This is a genomic window from Legionella lytica, from assembly GCF_023921225.1.
Lineage (GTDB): Bacteria > Pseudomonadota > Gammaproteobacteria > Legionellales > Legionellaceae > Legionella > Legionella lytica.
This window is the reverse complement of sequence record NZ_CP071527.1, coordinates 1930648-1951829: the sequence shown is the minus strand read 5'-3', so window position 1 is coordinate 1951829 and position 21182 is coordinate 1930648. Positions and strand designations below refer to the sequence as shown.

Below are 21182 nucleotides of genomic sequence, written 5' to 3'. Positions count from 1 at the left end.
GAATGCAGTGAAGCAATCCATGGTTCCATGCCTTGTATTCCTGAGGCGTTATGTTCTTCACAAAGATAGCTATTTATTCTATTTATAATAAATTGATGCCACGCATTTACATCGACGGAATATTATCCGGGAATGACTGAATTAATTCTTCAAGCTGACTCGCTGACATCGGCTGATTAAAATAAAAGCCTTGAACTTTATAACAGGAATGTGACTCAAGAAATTTAAGTTGTCCCAGGGTTTCAATTCCCTCCGCCACTACATCTAATTTTAAACTATTAGCCATATTGATAATTGCTTGGATAATTATCTCATCAGAACGATTTGTATTTATATTCTGCACAAATGATTGGTCGATTTTTAGCTGGTCAATTGGCAAATGATGCAGATAATTAAATCCAGAATTTCCGGTACCAAAATCATCAAGCACAATATTCACCCCCATTTGTTTCAGTTGGCGAATAGCATGAATTACGCTGTTTGAATTAATAAGAACATTTTCGGTTATTTCTACTTCAAGATATTTAGCCTCAAGCTTTGTTTCAGTCAATATGTCTTTTATCATAGAAATAAAATTCGGTTGCATGAATTGCTTGGTGGCAATGTTTACCGCGATAGGGAATGGAGTAAGGCCTTTATCTTGCCAAGCCTTGTTTTGCCGACAGGCAGTACGAATCAGCCACTCACCAATTGGAACGATAAGGCCTGTTTCTTCGGCAAGCGGTATAAAATCCATGGGTAAGTGAATGCCGTGTTTAGGATGATTCCAACGAATTAAGGCTTCAACACCAATTAGCTTCTGATTCTTAGTATCGTATTGTGGTTGATACGCTATAAAAAATTCATTTTCTAATAAGGCTTGGCGTAAGTCTGTTTCTTTTTCTAGACGAGTAACACATTTTTCTTGTAATTCATTGGCATAGAACTGAAATTGATTGCCGCCCAATGCTTTTGCTCGATACATTGCCAAGTCAGCGTGACGCAAAAGCTCTTCAACGGTTGTGCCATCTTGAGGATAAATACTGAGTCCAAGACTTGCTGAGATCATCAATTCTCGGTGAGCAATATTTAATGTTTTATTAAGTGCCTCTAAGATCCTCTTTGCAATATACGAACTGTCTTCAATATGTTCTGCTTTGGATGGAACAGCAATAAAAATAAACTCATCACCACTTAAGCGAGCGATCATGTCTTTTTTACGTGCAATACTAGATAAACGCTCGGCAACTAACTTGAGCAAGATATCGCCTGTTTCATGATTAAAGCTGTCATTAATTAATTTAAAGCGATCCAGGTCGATAAAAACTAATATAAAGCTTGAGTTATTTTCTTGCGCATAAGCAATTTCACGTTTAACTTGTTCCACGAGTAATACGCGATTGGGCAGATTAGTTAAGCTGTCATGAGTCGCTTGATACTCCAACATTGATAAAGTTTGTTGTAGGGAATCAGTGCGATCTTTGACTGTTTTTTCTAGTATTTCCTCACGATTTTTTGATTCTTGCATTAAACGCCATTTTTTTGTCAACGAACAGGCCAATTGGCGAACAGCAACACTATCAAAAGGCTTTTTGAGAATTAATAGGTTGTCTCTTAGACCTAATGCGTTGACGGTTTCTTCCCAGCTATAATCTGAATAGGCAGTACATATTACAACTTGTATTTCTGGATCTAATGCCCAAATTTGCTTGATCGTCTGTACGCCGTCTAAGCCTGGAGGCATACGTATATCCACAAAAGCCAAAGCATAAGGTTCTCCTTCATTCAACGCCTTCTGAATACATTGAATTCCTTCGTGACCTTGAGATGCGCAGTCTATGTGAAAGTTAGGTAAGTTACTTGAATTAAAATCCGGTTCTAGATCCGTTTCCTCACCAAAAATAAGTCGGTTGAGCTTATTAAGATGAGTGTTTGACTGCTCAGGTTTTAATATTTTTTGAAAGTCTTGATGAATAGCAGGATTATCATCAATAATTAAGATTCGAAAATCTATTTGCTTATTCATAACAAAACTCCTACATGTTTTTTAAGGTGCTTGCTTTGCTGTTAGGTAAATAAATGGTGAATGTTGAGCCTTGCTCCAATCCTTCACTTGAAACGTGAATTTCCCCACCTAGTTCATTAACCGTAACAGCAGATGCATGGAGTCCAAACCCATGTCCCGATTTTTTAGTTGTAAAACCAAAAATAAAAATCTGCGATAAATTAACGCTGGAAATACCAACTCCATTGTCAGAAATTTGAATTTCAATTTTATCTTTAGTTATTAATGTGGTTTTAATTGTTAATACTTTGGCTGAATTAGCTGACTCAACTAATGCATCCTTAGCATTAGAAATAATATTGTTTAGTATTTGAAACAGTTTTGTTTTATCAATCACAATTGGTTTGATATCACTGTATTCTTTGATAACGCTAATTTCTTTATTAAGATAAACTCCTGATAATAAAAGGGTTTCGTCAATGAGCTCATGAAGTGAAATAATTTGCTCAAAACGTTCACTTTTAAGGGATGTTTGCTGAGTGTTAATGATGCTTTTTATTAACTTTATATTTTTAGTCATTTCCTCCAGTTCAGCGACTTCGTTTTTGTGTTCTCTTTCCCAGCATAGTGCCAGTTCGTTAATATAGGCTGGAATATGTGTTCCTCTACTGTCTTGGCTAAGAAAGAGGGCTAAATCCTCTTTATGGGTATTAAATAAGGTTGCTAATTTCTCTAGAGCTTTTAAGGGAGTAGCATTTCTGTTTGCGAGCATTGTTTCAATAGAAATATTTATGGAGTTGATTACATTGCCTACATTATGTAAAACCGATGCGGACATTTCTGCCATACCTAATTCACGCGCTTTTTCAAATTGCTGTTGATTCTTAGCCTCCTTATAGTTGGAAGCCAAAAAGGCAATTCCCAGAATGATAAACGTTGCTGCGGCAATAACAATTGATAAGACCTCAGGGGCTATTCCGGGTATTTCATCTGTGCTTATGGTGGGGGTGCACAGCGGGCTAAATACAGATGCTGCCATACCCGTATAATGCATGCCAAAAATTGCAAAACCCATAAGCAGGGCAGAAAAAATTTTAATTCGATTTCTTAATGTAGCAACAACAGTATTGCTTTTTAAAGCAAACCAAATGGCTGTTTCTGATGCTATAATGGCAACTAGAATGGACAATAAAAACAAACTAGGTAAGTAACTTATATTTAAGGAAATAAGTAGGGCGGTCATACCGGTATAATGCATTGATGCAATAGCTAATCCTAAAATGAAACCACCAGCGATTAGATGAATAACATTAATAATGGATCTTTTTAGTAAAAATAAAGCAAATCCGGATGCGAATATAGCAACACAAAGTGAAAGGATAGTCCAGTACACATTATATTCTAATGTGATGCCGGGAATACTAAATGAAAGCATACCAATAAAATGCATGGACCAAATTCCTGAGCCCATAGCAATAGCTCCTCCTATTAACCAGAGCCATGTATCTTTTTTGGTATTATTGTGATCACGTAATCGACCGGTTAAGTCAAGAGCAACATAAGATGCCATCACGGCGACCAGATATGATAATATGACCAATCTAGAATCATATACTCCTTTTAACTGATCCAGTGGTAAAGCATTTGATTGAAAAAATTCAGTATACATTTTCCTTAATGCTCTTTATGTTTTAATCTATTTCTATATAGTTCGTTCTTTTAATTTTAGCACGGTATTTTTATTATATAGGATTGAATAAAATGAATAAGATAATCAGGATGATTTTGTTTTATTTAATTCTTATTGCACTTCTTATCAGTTATTTTGCCGTTTATCGTAGCCCTGTTCGCTTAGAACATGGGGTTTACATCAGTCAAATTGAACCAGTACCTAATTTTGAACTGATTGATAATCAAGGTAATTTATTTTCTGAAGCAAAACTAAAAGGCCACTGGTCATTGCTTTTTTTTGGTTTTAGCCGTTGCAAGATGGTTTGTCCACTGACGATGTCTATGTTGAATCAAGCTTATGAGCGATTATCACCAGCAAAAAGGCCTCAAGTAATTTTTATTTCTGTAGATCCTGAACATGATTCAGTAGACGAGCTTAATCAGTTTGTGCATCAGTTTAATGAACACTTTATTGCACTTAGCGGCCCAATGTCGCTAATAAATTCCCTACAAAAACAATTACATATTACGGTGTCTGCAAGCCCTATGAGTCATGGAACCGAAATTTTGCTTATTAATCCGGAGGGAAGAGTTCAGGCTTATTTTTACTATCCTATTACTGCTAGTGATCTTGTAGCAGATTTGAATCGTCTTATTAAGTGAGGTCTTGCTGTTGGAGGCGAGCCCCGTCTAATACGGGCTACGTTTTTTATTGATAGAGATGATTTTTATTCATTTGTGGGCTGCTATGGGATGTACTATTTCATGTTCTATAAAATCTGATTGATTGACGTTTAGAGAAAACCTGGTTGCACGCAACCAGGTTGCATCTTTTTGATTTACATATGAGGAGATTCAGTTTCTCTATCATCCTCTCTATCCTCTTCATTGTTTGTTTCATTAGCTAGATTATCTACACTAGGCGCTGTTGGACCTCTTGACGCATGTACGCTCTCTCGTGATTCAGCAGTTGTGGCTATATTTGCCTCATTATTTCCATTATTCAAATGATGAACTCTATCCTCATGGCATTTTGTGCCACATTTCCATGAATGAGTTTGCGTTGGTTCAGGTTTTGGTTGCTCCTCTACAGCGGGTTTTGCTGATGCTGGAGAGGTAAGACCTGCATTCAATCTAGCTTGTAGATTTGCAGTATTTTTTGCCGCTGTCATGTCTTTGTTCACATCATATGCTAAAGCTATGGCGCAGGAACCAGATACGGCAGCTCCAAACAAAACCCCACTAACTACTGCGCTACCACCACCCATCAATGCAGCAAATCCACCTACGGCAGCTGCCCCGGCGGCACCTCCGGTAAATACTGAAGCTGCAACAATGATTCCAATACCTATCACTGCTCCCGCGATTAATAGCCCTCCTCGCACTGGGTGTTCCTTCATGTAGTTTGCAAAACCAGAAGCTACGTCTGATATTTTATTTTTTAACCTACTAAAAAAGCCTTCCTTTTTAGATTCTTCAGGTTTATCTGCCTGAGGCTCTACCACATTGGGAGGAGGGGTTAGTGGGACAGTGTGAGCTGGAATCGCTAATTCTATTCTTAGATCTGCCGCGAGTTTTTTAGGGTTCTTTTCGCCACTGGCAATTTTTCCCATGTCACTCAGATAGGAATTGAACATTCTTTTGCGATCCTCTTCTGGGATAGTTGCTGCAATTGCTTTCTCAAATTGTTCTTTAGGTATCCAACTATGTAATCTTTTGACCTCTTCAGCAGCATTTACTAATTTTTGTAGATCTTGCTTACGCATTTGATCCGTGTAACTTGTTGTAAACTCACCTACTCGTAAAGTATTTTCTGCTGCATTATATGAACTAACGGCTTTCTGTAGTTTTTTCACTAATACCGCGTCGTCTAAAATCGGTCCTGGAACAGGTAGATTTATATTTAAGTCCTTAAAAAGTTGTTGAGGGCTGCTTTGCCCATTTTTGATTTCTAAATACTCATTATAGTTAAGACGCAATAGTCTTTTTTGTTCAGAAGAAAAGCCTTGCAAGCCTTTTTCAAATTCCTTTCCACTCAAATCAAACAGTTTGATTTTTTCAGCTGCATTTACCAGTTTTTGCATGGCTTGAGCTCTTTCCACATCGGTATATCCTCTGCCTCCCCCTGCTACTCGTAAGCTATCTACCGCACTAGCGTATTCACTAACGTACTGTTTAAGTTGTTTCATGTCTGAATTCATGGAGGGTTTAATTAGTTTAGCTAAAGGATTTGGTGACATAACATATACCCATACAAAATTACTTGTTTTAATTATAGACAATATTTTTATATGAGTGCATACATTACTTGCTGTTCCATCTCTATAATTTTGAATAAGCTAAAAGGTTCACGTAGGATGTTTGTTCTTCAAAAGATGTAATTAATTTTCCTAAGCGACCATCTTTTAATGCGATGCTTTCAAAAAAGCCATACCGAACAGAAACCCCACGAAGTTCTATTTGTTTTTTATCAACGGCATCTTCTTTCGTTTGTTTGGAAGGCGATATTAAACTATGTCTGTCCCTGGGATCGGCATGACGTAATTCTTTATATTGATGGAGACAAAATGAATAGAGTGCTAAATAGACCACTAGCGACTCGCTGTGAGCTTGAGCTGGTAGTTGCATTTTTATGCTGTATGCGAACTCCAGGCTAGCTGTATAGTCTTGCTCTGCCTGAGTTAGGAAGTTAGTTTCTAATAGCCTGCAGGTATCAGTGATAAGTGTGTTTCTCGAAATGGGGTTGTTTTGTTCCGCATTCCAAAGCAAATCATAACTCTGTGTGTTTTTTATGAATGCAGTGTACGTTATTGGAATTAATTTAAGAATGTTTGGTAAAAAACGAATCAGTTGCAGGGATCTCATATTTACACAGTCCACATGCATTCTAAAAAAATTAAGGCAGTTTGCTTTTTGATGATATAGCCATTCAAAAATCGCGAGTTCTGAGCGTCGTTCCTCATCGGTAGTTTTGGAACGGAAATAAATTAAAAAGGGCAGTATGGTTAATTGCTCTTGAGTATAATGTTTGTGGATGAGATAAAAGGTGGCCCTGAGGAAGAAGATGATGTTTTCTAATTTTTCTTGTTCTTGAGGTCTTTTTTTACTAATTTTATCCATTAATGTGAGTTGAGGGTAATCATCGAGAGTTTTTGCATGGGCATATCCTATTTGTCTGCCGCACATGGTAATTAATGTCAGCAATTCGGTTAACATATATTGTTTAGAGGTTAACTCCTCATATAAGGAATCCGTTATTTTAAGAACAGAAACATCTAGTGTTTTATAAGTGAGTTCGGTTTCTGGTTCTAGTTCGTCCAGGTTTCTACTCAGTTGCGCGAATAAATCCATGCTTTGCGCGGAGTCATTGTCTATTGGTAGCTGTGCTTTTATTTTCTCAATGAGTTCCTTTAATTTTGCAACATTCATTATTCAATCCCTAACTAATCACTTACTCCAGATTTAGAGAATATACGAAAAATATATGGACTGGTAGGGTCTTTAGGGTAAGAAATCTTCCTCATGCGGCACAAAATTGAAAAACTATCGATAGATAGTAATTAGATTAGCAATAGAGGCGATTAAGATGCTAAAAAAATTATAGTATTCAATGTTCTAACATTATTTAAATTCTGTGCTACGCTTATTTTTACATCGGTACGCTAATTCTTGTTTTAAATTCATTTTTATAAGGGACCAAAATGAAAAGACATGTATGCGTCTGTATTTCTTTATTCTGTTTTTTGAGCTGCTCATTTGCATTTGCTCATCCTGGTGCTGGTTTTCGAGGGGGCCCACCTCCGCACCGTGGTTTTTCAAATCATGGAAATCATCAGCATGGTCATTCACATCGTGGTTACCAGCATCACCAGCATAACGATGACTACCACCACCATGCAGGTCGAGATTATCAGAAGCATAACGATGGTTATGGAGGAAACAGCAATAATTGGGGAAATGATGAGCGTTGGTAAGCTTATTTTAATTTTCGGCTAATTGATAAAAATAATTTACAAGATTAGTTTGTTTATGTTTGAATTGGTAGCTTTATGGACTAGGTAAATACCAATGTTTACTAAATCAAGAAAGCCTAAGGATATTCATTTATACACTTGTGAGGAAATGAGTGCTTATGCACTCACACTACGTAAGGAAAAAATAACGCACTTGGATTTATGGAACTCTCCATTTCCGTCAATGTCTGTTGAACAAATGGCGGCCTTGGGAAAGATGGTGCGTGATTCCAAGGTTACTCATCTTATTTTAAGAAAAAATGATTTTGGCCTTCTTTCTCTTCCTTGTTTAGAAGCATTTGCAACCTCACTCAGTGGGGCCGAGGAGCTTGTTGAATTTGCTATTGATGTTAATCAGTTACATGTATCGGATTTTTCTTCCCAGCATTGGCAAGTATTACGTTCTCTTTTTGCATCATTACCGCTGAAAAAAATTTCCTTGCAATATAACGATCTTGATGATTTAGAAGAAGAGCAATTTAGCCAGTTAAAACAAATAATCCAGGAGGCAAATCATCCATGCCTTATTGCCACTAATAACTGGTCTTCAAAACGATGGATTGAAGTTATAAATATGGTGGATTGGCAAAAACAGAAAAGTGCCTCTTCTCTTACACTCTAGCCATTCCGCGGAACTGCCGACGTGCATAGGCACGTCGAGCGAATTGAATTTCAACGGGAGCACAGTTCTTTAAAAATTACAGATATAATAATGTGGGCAAAGAGATCGTTCTTTAGGCTTTAAATGGCACGTTTTTTCGTATAATACCATTTAACCAGGTCAGGAGAACTTCCTTCCTCAAGGTTTTCTGCACTGAGGATTTGGTTTTTACTTGTTTTTGGCATTACTTCTTTAAGCTTCCATTCCTCGCTCAACAGCCCAAATGTCCAATATTCTTCAAATGGGGTCACGTCAACATCTTTGGATATTATTTTGCCATCTTGCTGCTGAATACGTTGTGCGTGCGCGCTCACCCTGGCCGTAAATTCATTATTTGATTGATCGTCAAAGCTTTTTACCAGCAGTATTTCCACCTTGCGAACACAAAAGTTTCGGTATTCAATTGTTTTTCCCGAGGCTTTCCAAGAGCTTATTGACTCATTAAATTGTTCAACAAGATCAGGATATAACTGTGTTTGAGTTTCAGCGCTCAGTTCACCGGCTTCAAAAGCTAAATGGACATTTGTAAACACTAAGCGTACGCGATTAAGCATGGCTTGTTTATTCCAGATTTTGTTGCTTTGAACTAAGAAATTAAGCATCCGATCTACTTTATTTGATTTTTCTTGCACGTCTCTCGCAAGCCAAGGACCCGCAGTACCTAAGTTATCCACCTTATCCTGATAAATTTTTGCAATTTGCGTGTCGGTAAAGAATTCACAAAAATTTTCTTCCTCTAAATAGTCGGATTCACGTGATTGTTCAATTTCACGCAGTAGCCAGTCTCCGTCTTGAAGTTGGAAGGTCCAAAACTCTTGGAAGCTTTGTGGTTCATCATCACCGCGGAGATATTGCCTCGTACGATCATCAACATAAAAGTCACGGGCTGAGGCGGTGATTAACGCAGTAAATTCACGTTGGTTAGGTTTTTCAGTATAGCGAACATTCACTAAATCAATGTTTAAAATCTGTAACCGATCAAGACGATTAATTTCATGATTACGGATCAACCCTTCAATTTGTGCTGTATGTTGTTGAAATAAATCGGGCATTAATAATTTTTTCATGGGGCCATAATTTCTTTTCATCCAGCAATCTTGGAGTGAAAGAAAGGTTAAGTGCACCATGCTTTTTAGTGCGCCAGGATCAACGGTTTTGTCTTGTTTAGAAAGAAAAGTCAGTAGTTTTAATGTCTTTTCTGATTTACGCTCGATCGTATTTCGTGAATAGTTGTAATCTAGATTGGTTCTTTGTTCCCGAGCGCTTTTAATGATGCACCATATTATAACGCCGGCTAGGATAAAGAAAAAGAATGCTCCATCATCATCGTTGCTACCGCTGGATCCGACTCTAAAGCCACCTCCATGACTAAAACCACCACCATGGCCACCGCCACCTCCCTTATTATGAACCGCGATGCCCGCAGCGAAATAGGTATGTGGTTCCTCTGTTTGTAGGTTATAGACGGTGGTTTTTGCGCTCACTTTCTTCATGGAAGTAATTCGCTCAAACCTTAACTGATTGCTGGCAAATGCATAAATTAAATTACCAGGGTGTAGTGTTTCCACTGTTTTAAATCGGCCATTGCCCACATAAAAAGGATGCTCTCCAGTTACTTTGATGGTTGAGCTTGGCGTACCAATCACATAATATGCGTTTACTTGGTGCTTTAGTACGCGCTTGACTTTAGTTGGAACAAGAGAGCCATTAACTTCATAAGCTTGAACTATATCTCCAGGTTCAATTAGGTTAATTGCTTTACTTTGCCCATTGTAGAGCAGAATAGGGGTATTGGGCAAAAAACAACCCTTATTGTGAACGAGAACCCCATTTGCAAAGTAAGTAGCCCCTGAGTCTACTAATAAATTAAACGCAGGTTTTTTCGCGTTGATTTGCCCGATGCGATCAATGGCTAGGTGCTGCCATTGATTATTACGCCAGATGATCATTTTATCACCGGCTTTAAGATTGCCTGCTCGGCGAAACTCTCCCGGTTTTATAGCGAAAAGATGTTCTTCTGTTACATGAATAACACCGTTTGAAAGAGTCAGCTCCAGGTAGTTTTGAGGTGTTACTTGGCTGGTAGCAACAACTTTTGCTTTTTCATGTTTTCCTGAAATATTGCTCCAAACCCAATCACCAGGACGTAGCGATTCTATAGGACGCTCGCCGTGAGGCGTTGCAATTAAGGTTCCTTGCTCAAAACAACCACCGCCGCCCCGAGTCCACCCGTTTAGACTAAATGTGCATAGAATGGTTAGTACTAAAAGAAATCGTCTCATTCGTGAGACTCAACCATGCAGCCCGGCAATGAGCCCTCCGAGAACAGAGGCGGCAATGATGATACTGACACCGATAATAACGGAAGAAACTACACGCCCATAATATTCTGCAACGGCAGAGTTACCGCGCAACATTTCTTTTGCCTCATCGATATGAGGGGTATTTTTATTAAGAATTCGAGGTGCAATGGTTGATACCATCAGCATTAATCCAGTGCCGAGTATTGCTCCAAAAAAGGTGAATGACAGAGCCCAACAGATATTTATTAAAACTTGTGTAAGCATTGAGTTTACTCCATGGGATTTATATTTAAAGACTCACACATAAGCTTGAGATCGTCAAGTGCTTGTGGGCTTGACTAATGATTTGCTTTTATTCAAAGTGGGTGGAGAGATTTGTTTCAACTCAAGGAAGAAGTATGTTTTCTAAAAGACAGAGTCATTTTAAAAGTGTTAAAGAGTTACGTGATTTACATCCGTTATTGAATGAATTACGGAATAAGAATAGAGAATTAAAGGAGCTAGTGGATAATAATGCAGGAAATCAAAGTTATAAAAAAAGCATCATCATTACTAATCTTTGTGTGCAGCTCGATGAAATTATCATTCAGTTTGATTGTCTGCCTGTTGCAGCCGAACGCATTATAGAAATTAATAATATTCTTATTTTAATCTCATTTTTACAAAATGCTATTTCTAGTTGCTTGGAAAAACATAGAGCGGTTTTGAATCAGCCACGACCAACGTTAACTCATAGGTTGTCTCAAAACAGTACGGAAGCAACTTTAGTTGGTTCGGTTGCCTTAGGTTTTGCTTCAGGTTCTTTTTTATTGGCTGGCGTGCCATTGTTAGGAGGAGTTGCGCTGGAGTATGGATTGACCCAGCTGGGTTTTAATAAACCAATTACTGCTTCTGTGTCTATTTTGGAGCGATTGCTTAATAAATTGGAAACCATCCACGCGTCACTTAGTTTTACGCTTGATGAATTAAAAAATACGGCTCAGGAAACAGTGGTACCTTCAGCACCTCTAATGGATGAGGAAACAATGCCGGTTTTTAAGGGGATGTAGTTTAGTTGCTTGCGGTGAATAGCAGTTATTTAAGGAATTCGCTGCGCTCATGGCCTCCAGGATTCTGCTGCGCTGCATCCAGGCTACTTCTCATGCATATCAAGCAACTTACAATGTAGCGCAGTGAAATCCGGGAATTATGAGCGAAGCGAATTCTTTAATTAGGTTCCATCAAGCAAATAGTTCTAATACGTTTTCAGGAGGACGCCCAATAATGGCTTTTCCTTGAAAGGTGACAATAGGCCTTTGCATTAACACAGGTTCTTTTACCATGGCATCTAATACCTGCTCTTCATTATCCAGGGATAACCCAAGTTCTTTAAAAATAGGTTCATTGTTACGAACGAAGTCTTTAAAGGGAAAAAATGCTTTTAATTCATCTAGCTGTTCCCTATTAAGCGGGGTTTTGAGGTATTCGACAATAGTGAGTTCCAGCCCTTTTTCTTGCAGTAATGCTAACGTTTCTCGAGATTTAGAGCATCTGGGATTGTGGTAAATAGTAATTACGTGCATTTTATTTTTTATAGTGTATTTAGGATTTTGCACTATAACACGTTCTTTATCTGGATAATAATGAAGCTCGTATTAGACAAAATCGTAATATGGGGGCTTATTCAGAACAAGAAAGTCCTAATAAATTTAATGCATTTTCAATATGATCAGCAACTAACGGCCGAGATAAAAGATACTGTCCTGTGTGATCCGTTAATTCCTGGCTTGCTAATTCAATGGCATTATCCCACTCACTTACCTCAAAATCTTCTCGCCCCAGATACATTAAGGCGACTAGTGTTACTTGCTGGTCAGGACGTAAGTTATTAATAATATTAACTGCTTCGTCATAAACAGCATCATTTTTATAATCAGCCAGAACATAATATGCATCCATATCATCGGTTACTTCAGGAAAAGAAACCTCTTCTTTGGCTTGAAACTGGCGCATTTTATCAAGAATATTGCAAATCATGTCGGTATCTAAGTTGAGCATGTTCATACTCCTTTAAAAATTAGCATAAATGATGCGTCCATTTTTTTGCTTTATTACTTAAATTTTAGAACAATATTGGAAGGCGAAAAGAGGGGGCTGGAAATTAACAGAAATAAAATGTTTTGTTTTTTATAAAATGGTAACGAATTCTGGGACTTGTGCGCCCCAGAAATTTAATAAGTTAGCATCCATTCAAGACTGTTTCGCAGTACCGTTCGGTTTCTTACTCTATTTAACAAAAACGGCTGGTTTTTCAAAGTTATAAATAAGGCCAAAAGCAAATTGTGCTGAAACCGGATAAATTCGTGAGTTTTTGGTGACTCCGCCGTTTGCTTCGTAAACGCGGCTATGGAATTTCTCATAATTAGTTTGGCTATAATCCGCCATTAATGCCCATTGATTTGATAAGTTATAGCGTATTCCCACACCATAACGAATGCCACTACGATTTGCTTTTGAACTGCGTGTGGTTGGGTCAGAATTGTGAAGTTCCACATGGCCATTTGCATAACCAATTCGCCCATAAACAATGGCATCCTTAGTTAATAAAACTCCGGGAAGGGCACTTACACCTTCACTGTAGTGAATAGTAAATGACGATTTCTCGAAATTTTTATGAATATATTCTTTATTGACTAATCTATATTGCAGTGAGCTGGGATTAAAATTAGCTTCGCCCGCCAAATAAAACCAATTACGTGTCCAAGAGTAGCCGCCAAAAAAAGTACCAAAAATACCGGCGCCGGAAAAATTCTGCTCATCGATGACATTAAAATCACCGTAATTATCAAAAACATGGCTTTTTTGAGTAAATTGAGCATATTCAGGCCCAATCCCTGCACCAACATAGAATCCAGCAATAGATGGAGTACTTAGAAATAAAGAAATAGCGCTACCACACAAAATTTTCTTTAACATAGTTATTCCCTAAAAGTGGTTAATTAGCTTTCTTTTGCCTATGTCTCGCAGACAAATCGCGGGCATAGGCGGTGGTGATTTTTCCTTAGTCTACAGATGTTCCATCTAGGCTTAAATTGCTTATCCTACATAGGTAAGATTTATTAAAAAGCCATTAGTGTAGAGGTGATTTAATGAAATTCCTTCATTCATTGATTGGCCTTCGGCTCTTCCTAGCGAACTGTTACCCCAATCAGCAAACTCATAACCAATACCTACTTGGATATGGTCAGTTAATGATCTTTGAATACCTGCGCCTACCGTATAGGTAAAGCTTGTTTGGGTACGAGCTGAAAAGTTAGGGTTTTTTATTGCTTCTTCAATAATTGGAACATTATTGAATGCATAGGCGTGATTAAATCCTACGCCTACGCTACCACTAACCCAAGGCATGACTACATAGCCCATATCCGCAAGTAATTTGGCTTTCACCGCGAGATGAGTATGCTGGAGTTTATAGCTATAAGTGAAATTATTAAATTGTGGATCAGCATCATCCCAGATTTCGCCTGACAAGTTTGTGTCTGTGGTTGCTCCTACAGCAAGTCCAAATTGCGTAATCAGCGTTGGATTTAGGCTGTATTGTGCGCCTAAAAGAACCCCGAAATCAGCTAATGCATGCGTTGTTTTATTAGCCACGTAACTTTTTTCGATATCTGGATCAAGATAGAACGATTGTGTGCTACCTCCATTTTGCCAAACTGGTCCAACACTAAACTCGCCCAGCCATCTCCAGCTTGATTTTACTGGCCCCATGATTCCTGCGAACGCATTACCAATTAGAAAGCTTGTTGATAACGCTAAAACAAGTACATTTTTCTTCATACCAAGTCGTCCGTATTAATTTTATAAATTTTTTAGCCAGATATTCTGTCTTTATTTTGGCAGGTGAATTTCTGGATAAATTGCTATCTCATTAATTCTACAAGTAAAAGTACCACATTTATGTATGGGGAAACTAGAGTAATTGCTAAATTTTCTAGGTGTGGCGCGTAGCCTGACGTCGAGTAATCTGGAATTTTTCTGAATAAAAAACAGAGAAGACCTGGTTGCTTGCAACCAGGTTGGAGGTAAAAAGGTATTTTTTGTTTTATTTTTATGGGTATTCTTTTTCGGGAGGTGCTTGTGTTAATGCATGCGCAGGTATCTTTATCCTGCTAGTTAATTATGCTTTAAATAATCCATGACTTGTTGTGCATAGGCTGTAGTGAATGGCTTACGTAAAAATAAGATCATACCCACATCTGCAGCTTTTTGCCTGATATCGGAATCACCATGAGAGGTTAGGGCGATAATAGGGGTGTCCTTATTTAATAGACTGTGTGACTTAATGTATTGAGTAGTCTCAAAACCATTAGGACCATCTCCCAGACCAATATCCATTAAAATAAGGTCATACTGAGTTTGAGAAGCACTTTCAATGGCAGACTTCCCGTCTTCTGCGATATCAACTATACATCCCAAGTGAGTCATATATGCTTTTACAACAAGTTGGGCAATTCGCGTATCTTCGACGATTAGTATTCGAATAGAGTTGAGCATTATTTGCCTTATATTAAATCCAATAATCTAAGTTTTTTTAAGTATCTTATACTTTGCATTTTATGTTAATTTTTGCTGAGAATAATCTAATTTTCAAGAAAAGACTTTAATGGTTATCATTAAAAAGCAAAGGACTTTTAAAAGGTAGTGTACAGATAAACGTAGTGCCTTTATTAAGTTCACTTTGGACTTCTATTTCCCCCTCAAGCTCATGAATTATTTGTTTTACTACATATAACCCTAATCCTGCTCCTTTATATTTATTTTGGTTGGCAGGAAATAAACGAAAGAATTTTTCATAAATCAATAATTGCTTTTCTTCAGAAATGCCTATGCCTGTATCTGAAACAATGAGTTGGAGAATCCAATGGCGCGAATCGACTCGTTCACCTAAACGCACCTGACAAGAGACATGGCCGTGTTCTGTAAATTTAATTGCATTACTAATCAAGTTCATCATTAAACGTTTAATACGATACGGATCTCCAAGAAATACTTCTGGGAGCGCTTCGGGATAATTCAACGTTAAATCAATTCCTTTTGCCAAAGCGGTTGCTTGTTCTAGCTTGACCACTTGCGATAGGGTTTCATAGAGATTAAATTTCATTTCTAAAATAGGGGAGTTTCCTGTCTCATTGCGGGTAAACTCAAGAATATCATTCAATAAATCTACGAACTCCTTTGCTGATTCATGAACCGTTTTCAGATACATTTTCTTTTCTGGGTCAGTCTCCTTGGATGCCAAAAACTCAATCAAGCTATAAATTCCACTAAAAGGAGTTCTTAACTGATGTTCCATATTACGCAAAAACTCTGTTTTTGCCAGGTTTGCTGCTTCGGCGGCAACTTGTGATTTGGCGAGTTCTTCTTCCATTTTTTTGCGATCACTAATATCAAATGAAATTCCAAGAACACCATCAATTTCTCCATTTATATCGAGTAGAGGGGCTTTTTTCGATAAGAATATGGATACCTTATCCGAGTTAGCGAGTTTCGATGCTTCTTCTCGGGTAATTACGTCTTTTCGCTGCATTACGCAGAGATCCATTTCACGTAAAGATTCTGCTTCATGGCTCCAGGGCATGTCAAAATCAGACTTGCCAATCATCTGCTCTGGATTTGAAAACCCCGCAGACTGTGCTTGAGCAAGATTGCAGCCTTGATAAATTGAATCCTTATTTTTCCAATAGACGTGTCCAGGTAAATTATTCAGTATATTAAACAGTCGGTGTTCGGTTGCTTCTTTATCCGCATGGGCTTTTTCTTCCAGTGCTTTACGGGTAGTAATATTTATGGAAATTCCAGCTAAACCAATAATGTCTCCAGGCGTGTTAAATAGAGGTATTTTTTGGGTAAGATAGGCTGTTTTTTTTCCTAAACTATCAGAAATGTCTTCTTCAAAAACACAGATGTTACCCAGTGTTAATACCTGTTTATCATTTTCACGTATTATATTAGCCTCATCAGGGCAAAGAAAATCATAATCTGAGCGGCCAATAATTTCTTTAGGTGTGGCAAAACCTAAATACTTTGCGAAGACTTTATTGCAATCTATGTAATTAAAGTGTTTATCTTTCCAATAAATATGTACTGGCATCCGTTCGATGATTTGACTGTACAAATCAAATCGTTTTTTCATCACTCTTTGTTTTTTAATTAACATGATTATCACTAATTTGTTGAACATCATAGGCATTAAAGGCCAAATTGACGTATTGAGATTCGAGATGTTCTATTTCGGATTTTAACTGACTTGCATAAATATGTTTTAGGAAAAAAGTAGTTTGGTTTTCTTTAGAGCATCCCTCTGCTAAAGCGACTTTTTTCATCTCGTTAAAACGAGCCAGATGCATTGTTGTCAGTTCAGTTGTTTCTATATCACGATAAGGGTCTTCACGTAGATTTTGAAGCCGTTTACCGGAGTATTGAGGATGGCTTGCCGTATTTGCCAAAATTATTGTTAAAGGACTTATTTGCATAATGCGTTGAACATAGGTGTTAATGGTTTCTGTTGCGTTAAGTACTAATCCTCTAACAACAAGACAATAGGGCATTGCCAAGTCGATTTGTTGGGCTAAATTGTAGGGTTTTAGTTCATTACCTTCGATTAAAAAGTAAATAATATCTACTAAATTTTGTTCGTTATCATAGCGCTTAGTAATTAATATCATCGGGATTTTTTGTAAAATAGTATGATGAAAAATTACTTCACTGCTTATATAGCAGGGAAGCACTGCGCGATTTTCATCAGCAATTTTGCATACTTGCGGTAACAGCTCTCCCAGACGCCATGTATTTGGAAGGGCTTGGCTAATCGTGATAATGAAGTCGCATCCTAATTTGCAAATTAATTGTTGGTACTTGTGTGTAAGCCGTTTTGCTCTGTATTTAGATATTTTAAGTTCCCGAGCAATATACTCTAAGTTGATGGCAATAGGAATATGATCCTCGCGGACATTAAAATGGGTCAAAAACCAGGAAAGAATGATAAATACAATTTCACTATGGAGTGAAATTAATAGTTGGTGGCGAGTTAAAAAAGGTGCAATTTTTTCCGGTGCATCTAAATGTTTATTGTAAGCAACAGAATGTTTTACAGCATCTTCCCATTGTGCAATGAGGTTGCTTAGATGATCTTTATAGGTTTTTATTTTGTCTAATTCTTCTTTGAATTGGTTTAAAGCACTGTCAGAATGTAGCCATTTATAACAAAGGTGTAGAATCTTATAAGCTCTGACTTGGCACAAGTTTTCACCGACTTGGGCATCAAATGCAGTGAGTTGTCCGTTTAAAAAAGACTCCAGTGCTGTAATTGCAAATGTTACAATGACCTTTAAAAAATATAAATTATCAAGCTTCTGTTTTTTATGTAAAAGCTCCGCTTCCTCTGTAGAATAAGGGAGCAAGGCCAATATAGTAACGTTACGCTCTGTGAGATAATTCATGCCTGTCTATGCTCGTTAATTTTTTTTGATGTATCTAAAATAAATGATCAAGAATGTAACGGTGCCACATGTAATTAAGCTTAAAATGTAACCCGCGACGAGTAAATGATCCGCTTCGATTAATCCGTGGCATACAGTAAAAAACTGGATGACATTAAATCCTGCGAAGGTTAATAAGGAAACGCCTTGTGCTGACTGATGCCTTAAAAGGGAAATAATTTGGGGGATAAATAAAAGAGCATTTGCAATTAAACTGATTGAAAATCCAAAATTAATAAGAAGCTTGGTAACGTCCATTTAGGGTACATATCCTAATTACTGTAATAAATCATTTAGTTTCTTTTTCTAATTGTTACATATCAAGCAGGAAAATATAAATTAATATTTGAGATTTCTTTGTCTGAAAGGCTTGATATATACTATGTGTTCTAAAATAAACAAATAAATGTAGTTATGAAGAATCCACAGAAAGTAAAGTGCCCTACTTGCGGCAAACCTAACACCTGGATACCAGAAAACAAATTCAGGCCATTTTGCTCCGATCGGTGCAAATTAATTGATCTTGGTGAGTGGGCTAATGAGTCGCGAAAAATTCCTGGGGAGCCAGCTGACCCTTTTGCATCCAGTGAAGAGTTTAATGATTTATAGCGTCGCAACCGTCGTGAGTTTTAATTCAAAACAGTTGCTACGAGTAAAGCCATCAATGGTTTAGACATACACTCCGTGTGCTACATTTAGAGCAACCTGGCTGTTTGCAACCGTAGGGAATTCCTTGAATGAGGTGCTTTTAATTGCGCGCAGTTCCCTGCTGAGCTTTCAGCCAACGGTTAACTTCCTGCATACTTTCGTGAATTACCGTAACCGCCTGTTGATATAGCTCCTCAAGCAACTCAGAGTGTCTTGTTTTCCAATAGCGCTCAAGGTACTGGCAGGCTATTTTCATTTTCACCGTACCCACATAAATTGCGCCCCCCTTAATTTTATGAGCCAGTTGTTGTGTTTTATCCCAATCACGAGATTGATGAGCCTCTTCCATGAGCTGCACATCTTTAGGCAATGAATCCTGAATCAACAAGCTGAGCATTTCGGCTAATATGGCTTGATTACCTGTAGTTTTAATGCCTTCATCAATATCTAGCAGGGGAAACTCGGTTAGGTCAAATAAATGCTCTATGGTATCGGGCAAATCAGCTAAATAGTATGCAGTTTGAGATTCATCTTCTTTCTTTTTGTGCCCAGGAATGAATGCATCAAGAATGTCTGAGCAGTTTTTTAGGGTCAGCGGTTTGGTCAGTACGGCATTCATTCCGGCTTCAATACAGCGTTTTTTGTTTTCATCACCAATATGAGCTGTCAGGGCAATGATTGGTGTGTGTGTTTTTCGTGGCAATTCATTCACTCGAATTTGATGTGTTACTTCATAACCATCTAAATCGGGTAGGCCGATATCCATAAATATTAAATCATAGTATCTGGTTTTCCATAGAGCTACAGCCCGTCTACCTGATTCTGCAATATCGGTGTTACAATTTAGCTTACTGAGAATAGATTTAGCCATGGTTTGCGCAATGGGATTGTCTTCTACAACCAGAATACGGAATTCATTGCTATTTAAATCATTATGAGGTGTTTTAAGTTCCTCGCGATAGCTTAGCGCGCGTGGGGGCTCAAATGCTTCGTCAAGTCCTAAATTATCATTAAGTAATGACTCTTGTAGCGGGATGATGCAAATAAATTTTGAGCCTTTTCGAGGTTCGCTTTCTAGATAAATTTCCCCTCCAAGCTCATCAATAAACTGTTTTACCACAGAAAGCCCGAGCCCTGTGCCCTTATAAATTCCTTGATATGAAGGTGTAAGGCGGGTGAATTGCACATAAATTTCTTGTTGCCGCTCTGGGGGAACACCTATCCCTGAGTCTTCTACAATAAGTTTGATGATAAGTTCTCTGTTGTTTCGTTTAGCAAGTTCCGCACTGAGCCGAACAAAACCATTATTTGTAAAATTTAAGGCATTGGTGATGAGCTCAAGAACAATTCGATTCACCCGAACCTTATCACCAATTAAGTGTTCAGGAATTGATGGATCAAAGTTGAGAGAAAGTTCCAGTTTTTTTTGAGCGGCTTTGGCTCTATTTAAATCAATGATTTGCTGTAAGGACTTTTTCAAATCAAATTTTTTCTTAAGTTTAGGGATTTCTCCTGAACTTACTCGGACGGCTTCCAGTACTTCATCTAATAGATCAAGCAGTGCATGACTTGAGGCAACTAAATTTTCGGCATATTCTTTAATTTGAACATTATCGGATTCCAGTTTTAGTATGTCTGCAAAACCGACAATGCCTGTTAATGGTGTGCGAATATCATGACGCATGTTTTCTAGAAATTCGGTTTTGGCTTTATTGGCTATTTCTGATTTTTCCATCGCTATTTTTACTTCGCCTTCGATTTTTTTTAAATAGGATATATCAACGGTATTACCAACAATGCCGACAACATTGCCTTCTCTATCCCATAAAGGCCTTTTTGTAGCGAGCTGCACCAATATTTCACCATTGGGTAGTTTGTTGATTTCTTCACGGGTAATTTCGACTTGGTTCGTCATCACTTCAATGTCATTTTTTCGATATTCATCGGCGGTTTCTTTATCGAATAACTGATAATCGGATTTACCAAGTATGTCAGGGCAGTCAGTAATAAAGCTCATTTTATTTAGGTTTTGCGCTTCTTGTTTGTTAACACCAGACCAAAGGCCGTTTTTATCTTTCCAATAAATGCCGTCAGGAAGATTGTCGATGAGATTTTTTAATTGAAAATTTTCTGAATCCAGTTGGCTGATTTTATTTTGTTGTACTTTAATGGTGAGTTCCAATTCTTTAACTCGTTGGAGTAGCTTTTTTACAGTAGGATCTTGGGACACTGTATTCTTCATTGGATTAATCTCACATGCGATTTCTTGTAAGGCATGTCTAAATAATAGTCAATAGTTGACGGTCTCTCAATAATTGGTTTTTGTATCGCGTTATTTGGGCTTGATTAAACAATACAAATACGCTAGGTAGAATGCATAAC

The 21182-nt window shown here is 37.7% G+C and carries 20 protein-coding genes; 5 read left to right on the top strand and 15 right to left on the bottom strand.

What is annotated here, in order from left to right; genetic code table 11:
• Nucleotides 1-106 precede the first annotated feature (106 nt).
• Nucleotides 107-2005, bottom strand: coding sequence for an EAL domain-containing protein (locus tag J2N86_RS08675; RefSeq protein ID WP_252578998.1), 1899 nt, complete (start codon nucleotides 2003-2005; stop codon nucleotides 107-109).
• Between the two features lie 10 nt (nucleotides 2006-2015).
• Nucleotides 2016-3653, bottom strand: a complete 1638-nt coding sequence (locus J2N86_RS08670; protein ID WP_252578997.1) for an MHYT domain-containing protein — start codon at nucleotides 3651-3653, stop codon at nucleotides 2016-2018.
• Between the two features lie 92 nt (nucleotides 3654-3745).
• Here J2N86_RS08670 and J2N86_RS08665 point away from each other — a divergent pair, with 92 nt between their 5' ends.
• On the top strand, nucleotides 3746-4318 hold the full coding sequence (locus tag J2N86_RS08665) for an SCO family protein (protein ID WP_252578996.1): 573 nt from the start codon (nucleotides 3746-3748) through the stop codon (nucleotides 4316-4318).
• A gap of 176 nt (nucleotides 4319-4494) precedes the next feature.
• Here the strand turns inward: J2N86_RS08665 and J2N86_RS08660 are convergent, their stop codons facing one another.
• The gene (locus tag J2N86_RS08660) at nucleotides 4495-5895 is read right to left on the bottom strand and encodes a hypothetical protein (RefSeq protein ID WP_252578995.1); all 1401 of its coding nucleotides are present in this window, start codon (nucleotides 5893-5895) and stop codon (nucleotides 4495-4497) included.
• Between the two features lie 82 nt (nucleotides 5896-5977).
• Nucleotides 5978-7084 carry a hypothetical protein gene (locus J2N86_RS08655; RefSeq protein WP_252578994.1) on the bottom strand — a complete coding sequence of 369 codons (1107 nt, stop codon included), beginning with the start codon at nucleotides 7082-7084 and terminating at the stop codon, nucleotides 5978-5980.
• 272 nt (nucleotides 7085-7356) lie between these two features.
• Between J2N86_RS08655 and J2N86_RS08650 the strand changes: the two genes are divergently transcribed.
• Entirely contained in the window at nucleotides 7357-7629 is a 273-nt protein-coding gene (locus J2N86_RS08650) for a hypothetical protein (protein ID WP_252578993.1), read from the top strand.
• Nucleotides 7630-7723: 94 nt separating this feature from the next.
• The gene (locus J2N86_RS08645; RefSeq protein WP_252578992.1) at nucleotides 7724-8290 is read left to right on the top strand and encodes a hypothetical protein; all 567 of its coding nucleotides are present in this window, start codon (nucleotides 7724-7726) and stop codon (nucleotides 8288-8290) included.
• Nucleotides 8291-8409: 119 nt separating this feature from the next.
• Here J2N86_RS08645 and J2N86_RS08640 read toward each other — a convergent pair whose 3' ends face one another.
• The gene (locus J2N86_RS08640) at nucleotides 8410-10611 is read right to left on the bottom strand and encodes a TIM44-like domain-containing protein (RefSeq protein WP_252578991.1); all 2202 of its coding nucleotides are present in this window, start codon (nucleotides 10609-10611) and stop codon (nucleotides 8410-8412) included.
• Nucleotides 10612-10620: 9 nt separating this feature from the next.
• On the bottom strand, nucleotides 10621-10896 hold the full coding sequence (locus J2N86_RS08635) for a hypothetical protein (protein WP_252578990.1): 276 nt from the start codon (nucleotides 10894-10896) through the stop codon (nucleotides 10621-10623).
• 134 nt (nucleotides 10897-11030) lie between these two features.
• Between J2N86_RS08635 and J2N86_RS08630 the strand changes: the two genes are divergently transcribed.
• Nucleotides 11031-11681 carry a hypothetical protein gene (locus J2N86_RS08630; protein WP_252578989.1) on the top strand — a complete coding sequence of 217 codons (651 nt, stop codon included), beginning with the start codon at nucleotides 11031-11033 and terminating at the stop codon, nucleotides 11679-11681.
• 171 nt (nucleotides 11682-11852) lie between these two features.
• Here J2N86_RS08630 and arsC read toward each other — a convergent pair whose 3' ends face one another.
• From arsC to J2N86_RS08590, 8 genes are all read right to left on the bottom strand, one after another.
• The gene (gene arsC, locus J2N86_RS08625; RefSeq protein ID WP_252582431.1) at nucleotides 11853-12194 is read right to left on the bottom strand and encodes an arsenate reductase (glutaredoxin); all 342 of its coding nucleotides are present in this window, start codon (nucleotides 12192-12194) and stop codon (nucleotides 11853-11855) included.
• A 97-nt stretch (nucleotides 12195-12291) separates the two neighbouring features.
• Complete coding sequence (locus J2N86_RS08620; RefSeq protein WP_252578988.1) at nucleotides 12292-12669, bottom strand: DUF3775 domain-containing protein; 378 nt, start codon at nucleotides 12667-12669, stop codon at nucleotides 12292-12294.
• Between the two features lie 228 nt (nucleotides 12670-12897).
• Nucleotides 12898-13587, bottom strand: a complete 690-nt coding sequence (locus J2N86_RS08615; RefSeq protein WP_252578987.1) for an outer membrane protein — start codon at nucleotides 13585-13587, stop codon at nucleotides 12898-12900.
• Nucleotides 13588-13707: 120 nt separating this feature from the next.
• Complete coding sequence (locus J2N86_RS08610) at nucleotides 13708-14451, bottom strand: outer membrane protein (RefSeq protein WP_252578986.1); 744 nt, start codon at nucleotides 14449-14451, stop codon at nucleotides 13708-13710.
• Nucleotides 14452-14787: 336 nt separating this feature from the next.
• Nucleotides 14788-15168, bottom strand: coding sequence for a response regulator (locus J2N86_RS08605; protein WP_252578985.1), 381 nt, complete (start codon nucleotides 15166-15168; stop codon nucleotides 14788-14790).
• A 106-nt stretch (nucleotides 15169-15274) separates the two neighbouring features.
• Nucleotides 15275-16831: a PAS domain-containing sensor histidine kinase gene (locus tag J2N86_RS08600; protein WP_252578984.1), complete on the bottom strand. Its 1557-nt coding sequence runs from the start codon at nucleotides 16829-16831 to the stop codon at nucleotides 15275-15277.
• Complete coding sequence (locus tag J2N86_RS08595) at nucleotides 16821-18113, bottom strand: hypothetical protein (protein WP_252578983.1); 1293 nt, start codon at nucleotides 18111-18113, stop codon at nucleotides 16821-16823. The genes J2N86_RS08600 and J2N86_RS08595 overlap by 11 nt, the downstream gene beginning before the upstream one ends.
• 15 nt (nucleotides 18114-18128) lie before the next feature.
• Entirely contained in the window at nucleotides 18129-18410 is a 282-nt protein-coding gene (locus J2N86_RS08590; protein ID WP_252578982.1) for a PQ-loop domain-containing transporter, read from the bottom strand.
• Between the two features lie 156 nt (nucleotides 18411-18566).
• Here J2N86_RS08590 and yacG point away from each other — a divergent pair, with 156 nt between their 5' ends.
• On the top strand, nucleotides 18567-18761 hold the full coding sequence (gene yacG, locus J2N86_RS08585) for a DNA gyrase inhibitor YacG (RefSeq protein WP_252578981.1): 195 nt from the start codon (nucleotides 18567-18569) through the stop codon (nucleotides 18759-18761).
• A gap of 139 nt (nucleotides 18762-18900) precedes the next feature.
• On the opposite strand, the gene J2N86_RS08580 is transcribed toward yacG, so the two are convergent.
• Complete coding sequence (locus J2N86_RS08580) at nucleotides 18901-21042, bottom strand: response regulator (RefSeq protein WP_252578980.1); 2142 nt, start codon at nucleotides 21040-21042, stop codon at nucleotides 18901-18903.
• Nucleotides 21043-21182 lie beyond the last annotated feature (140 nt).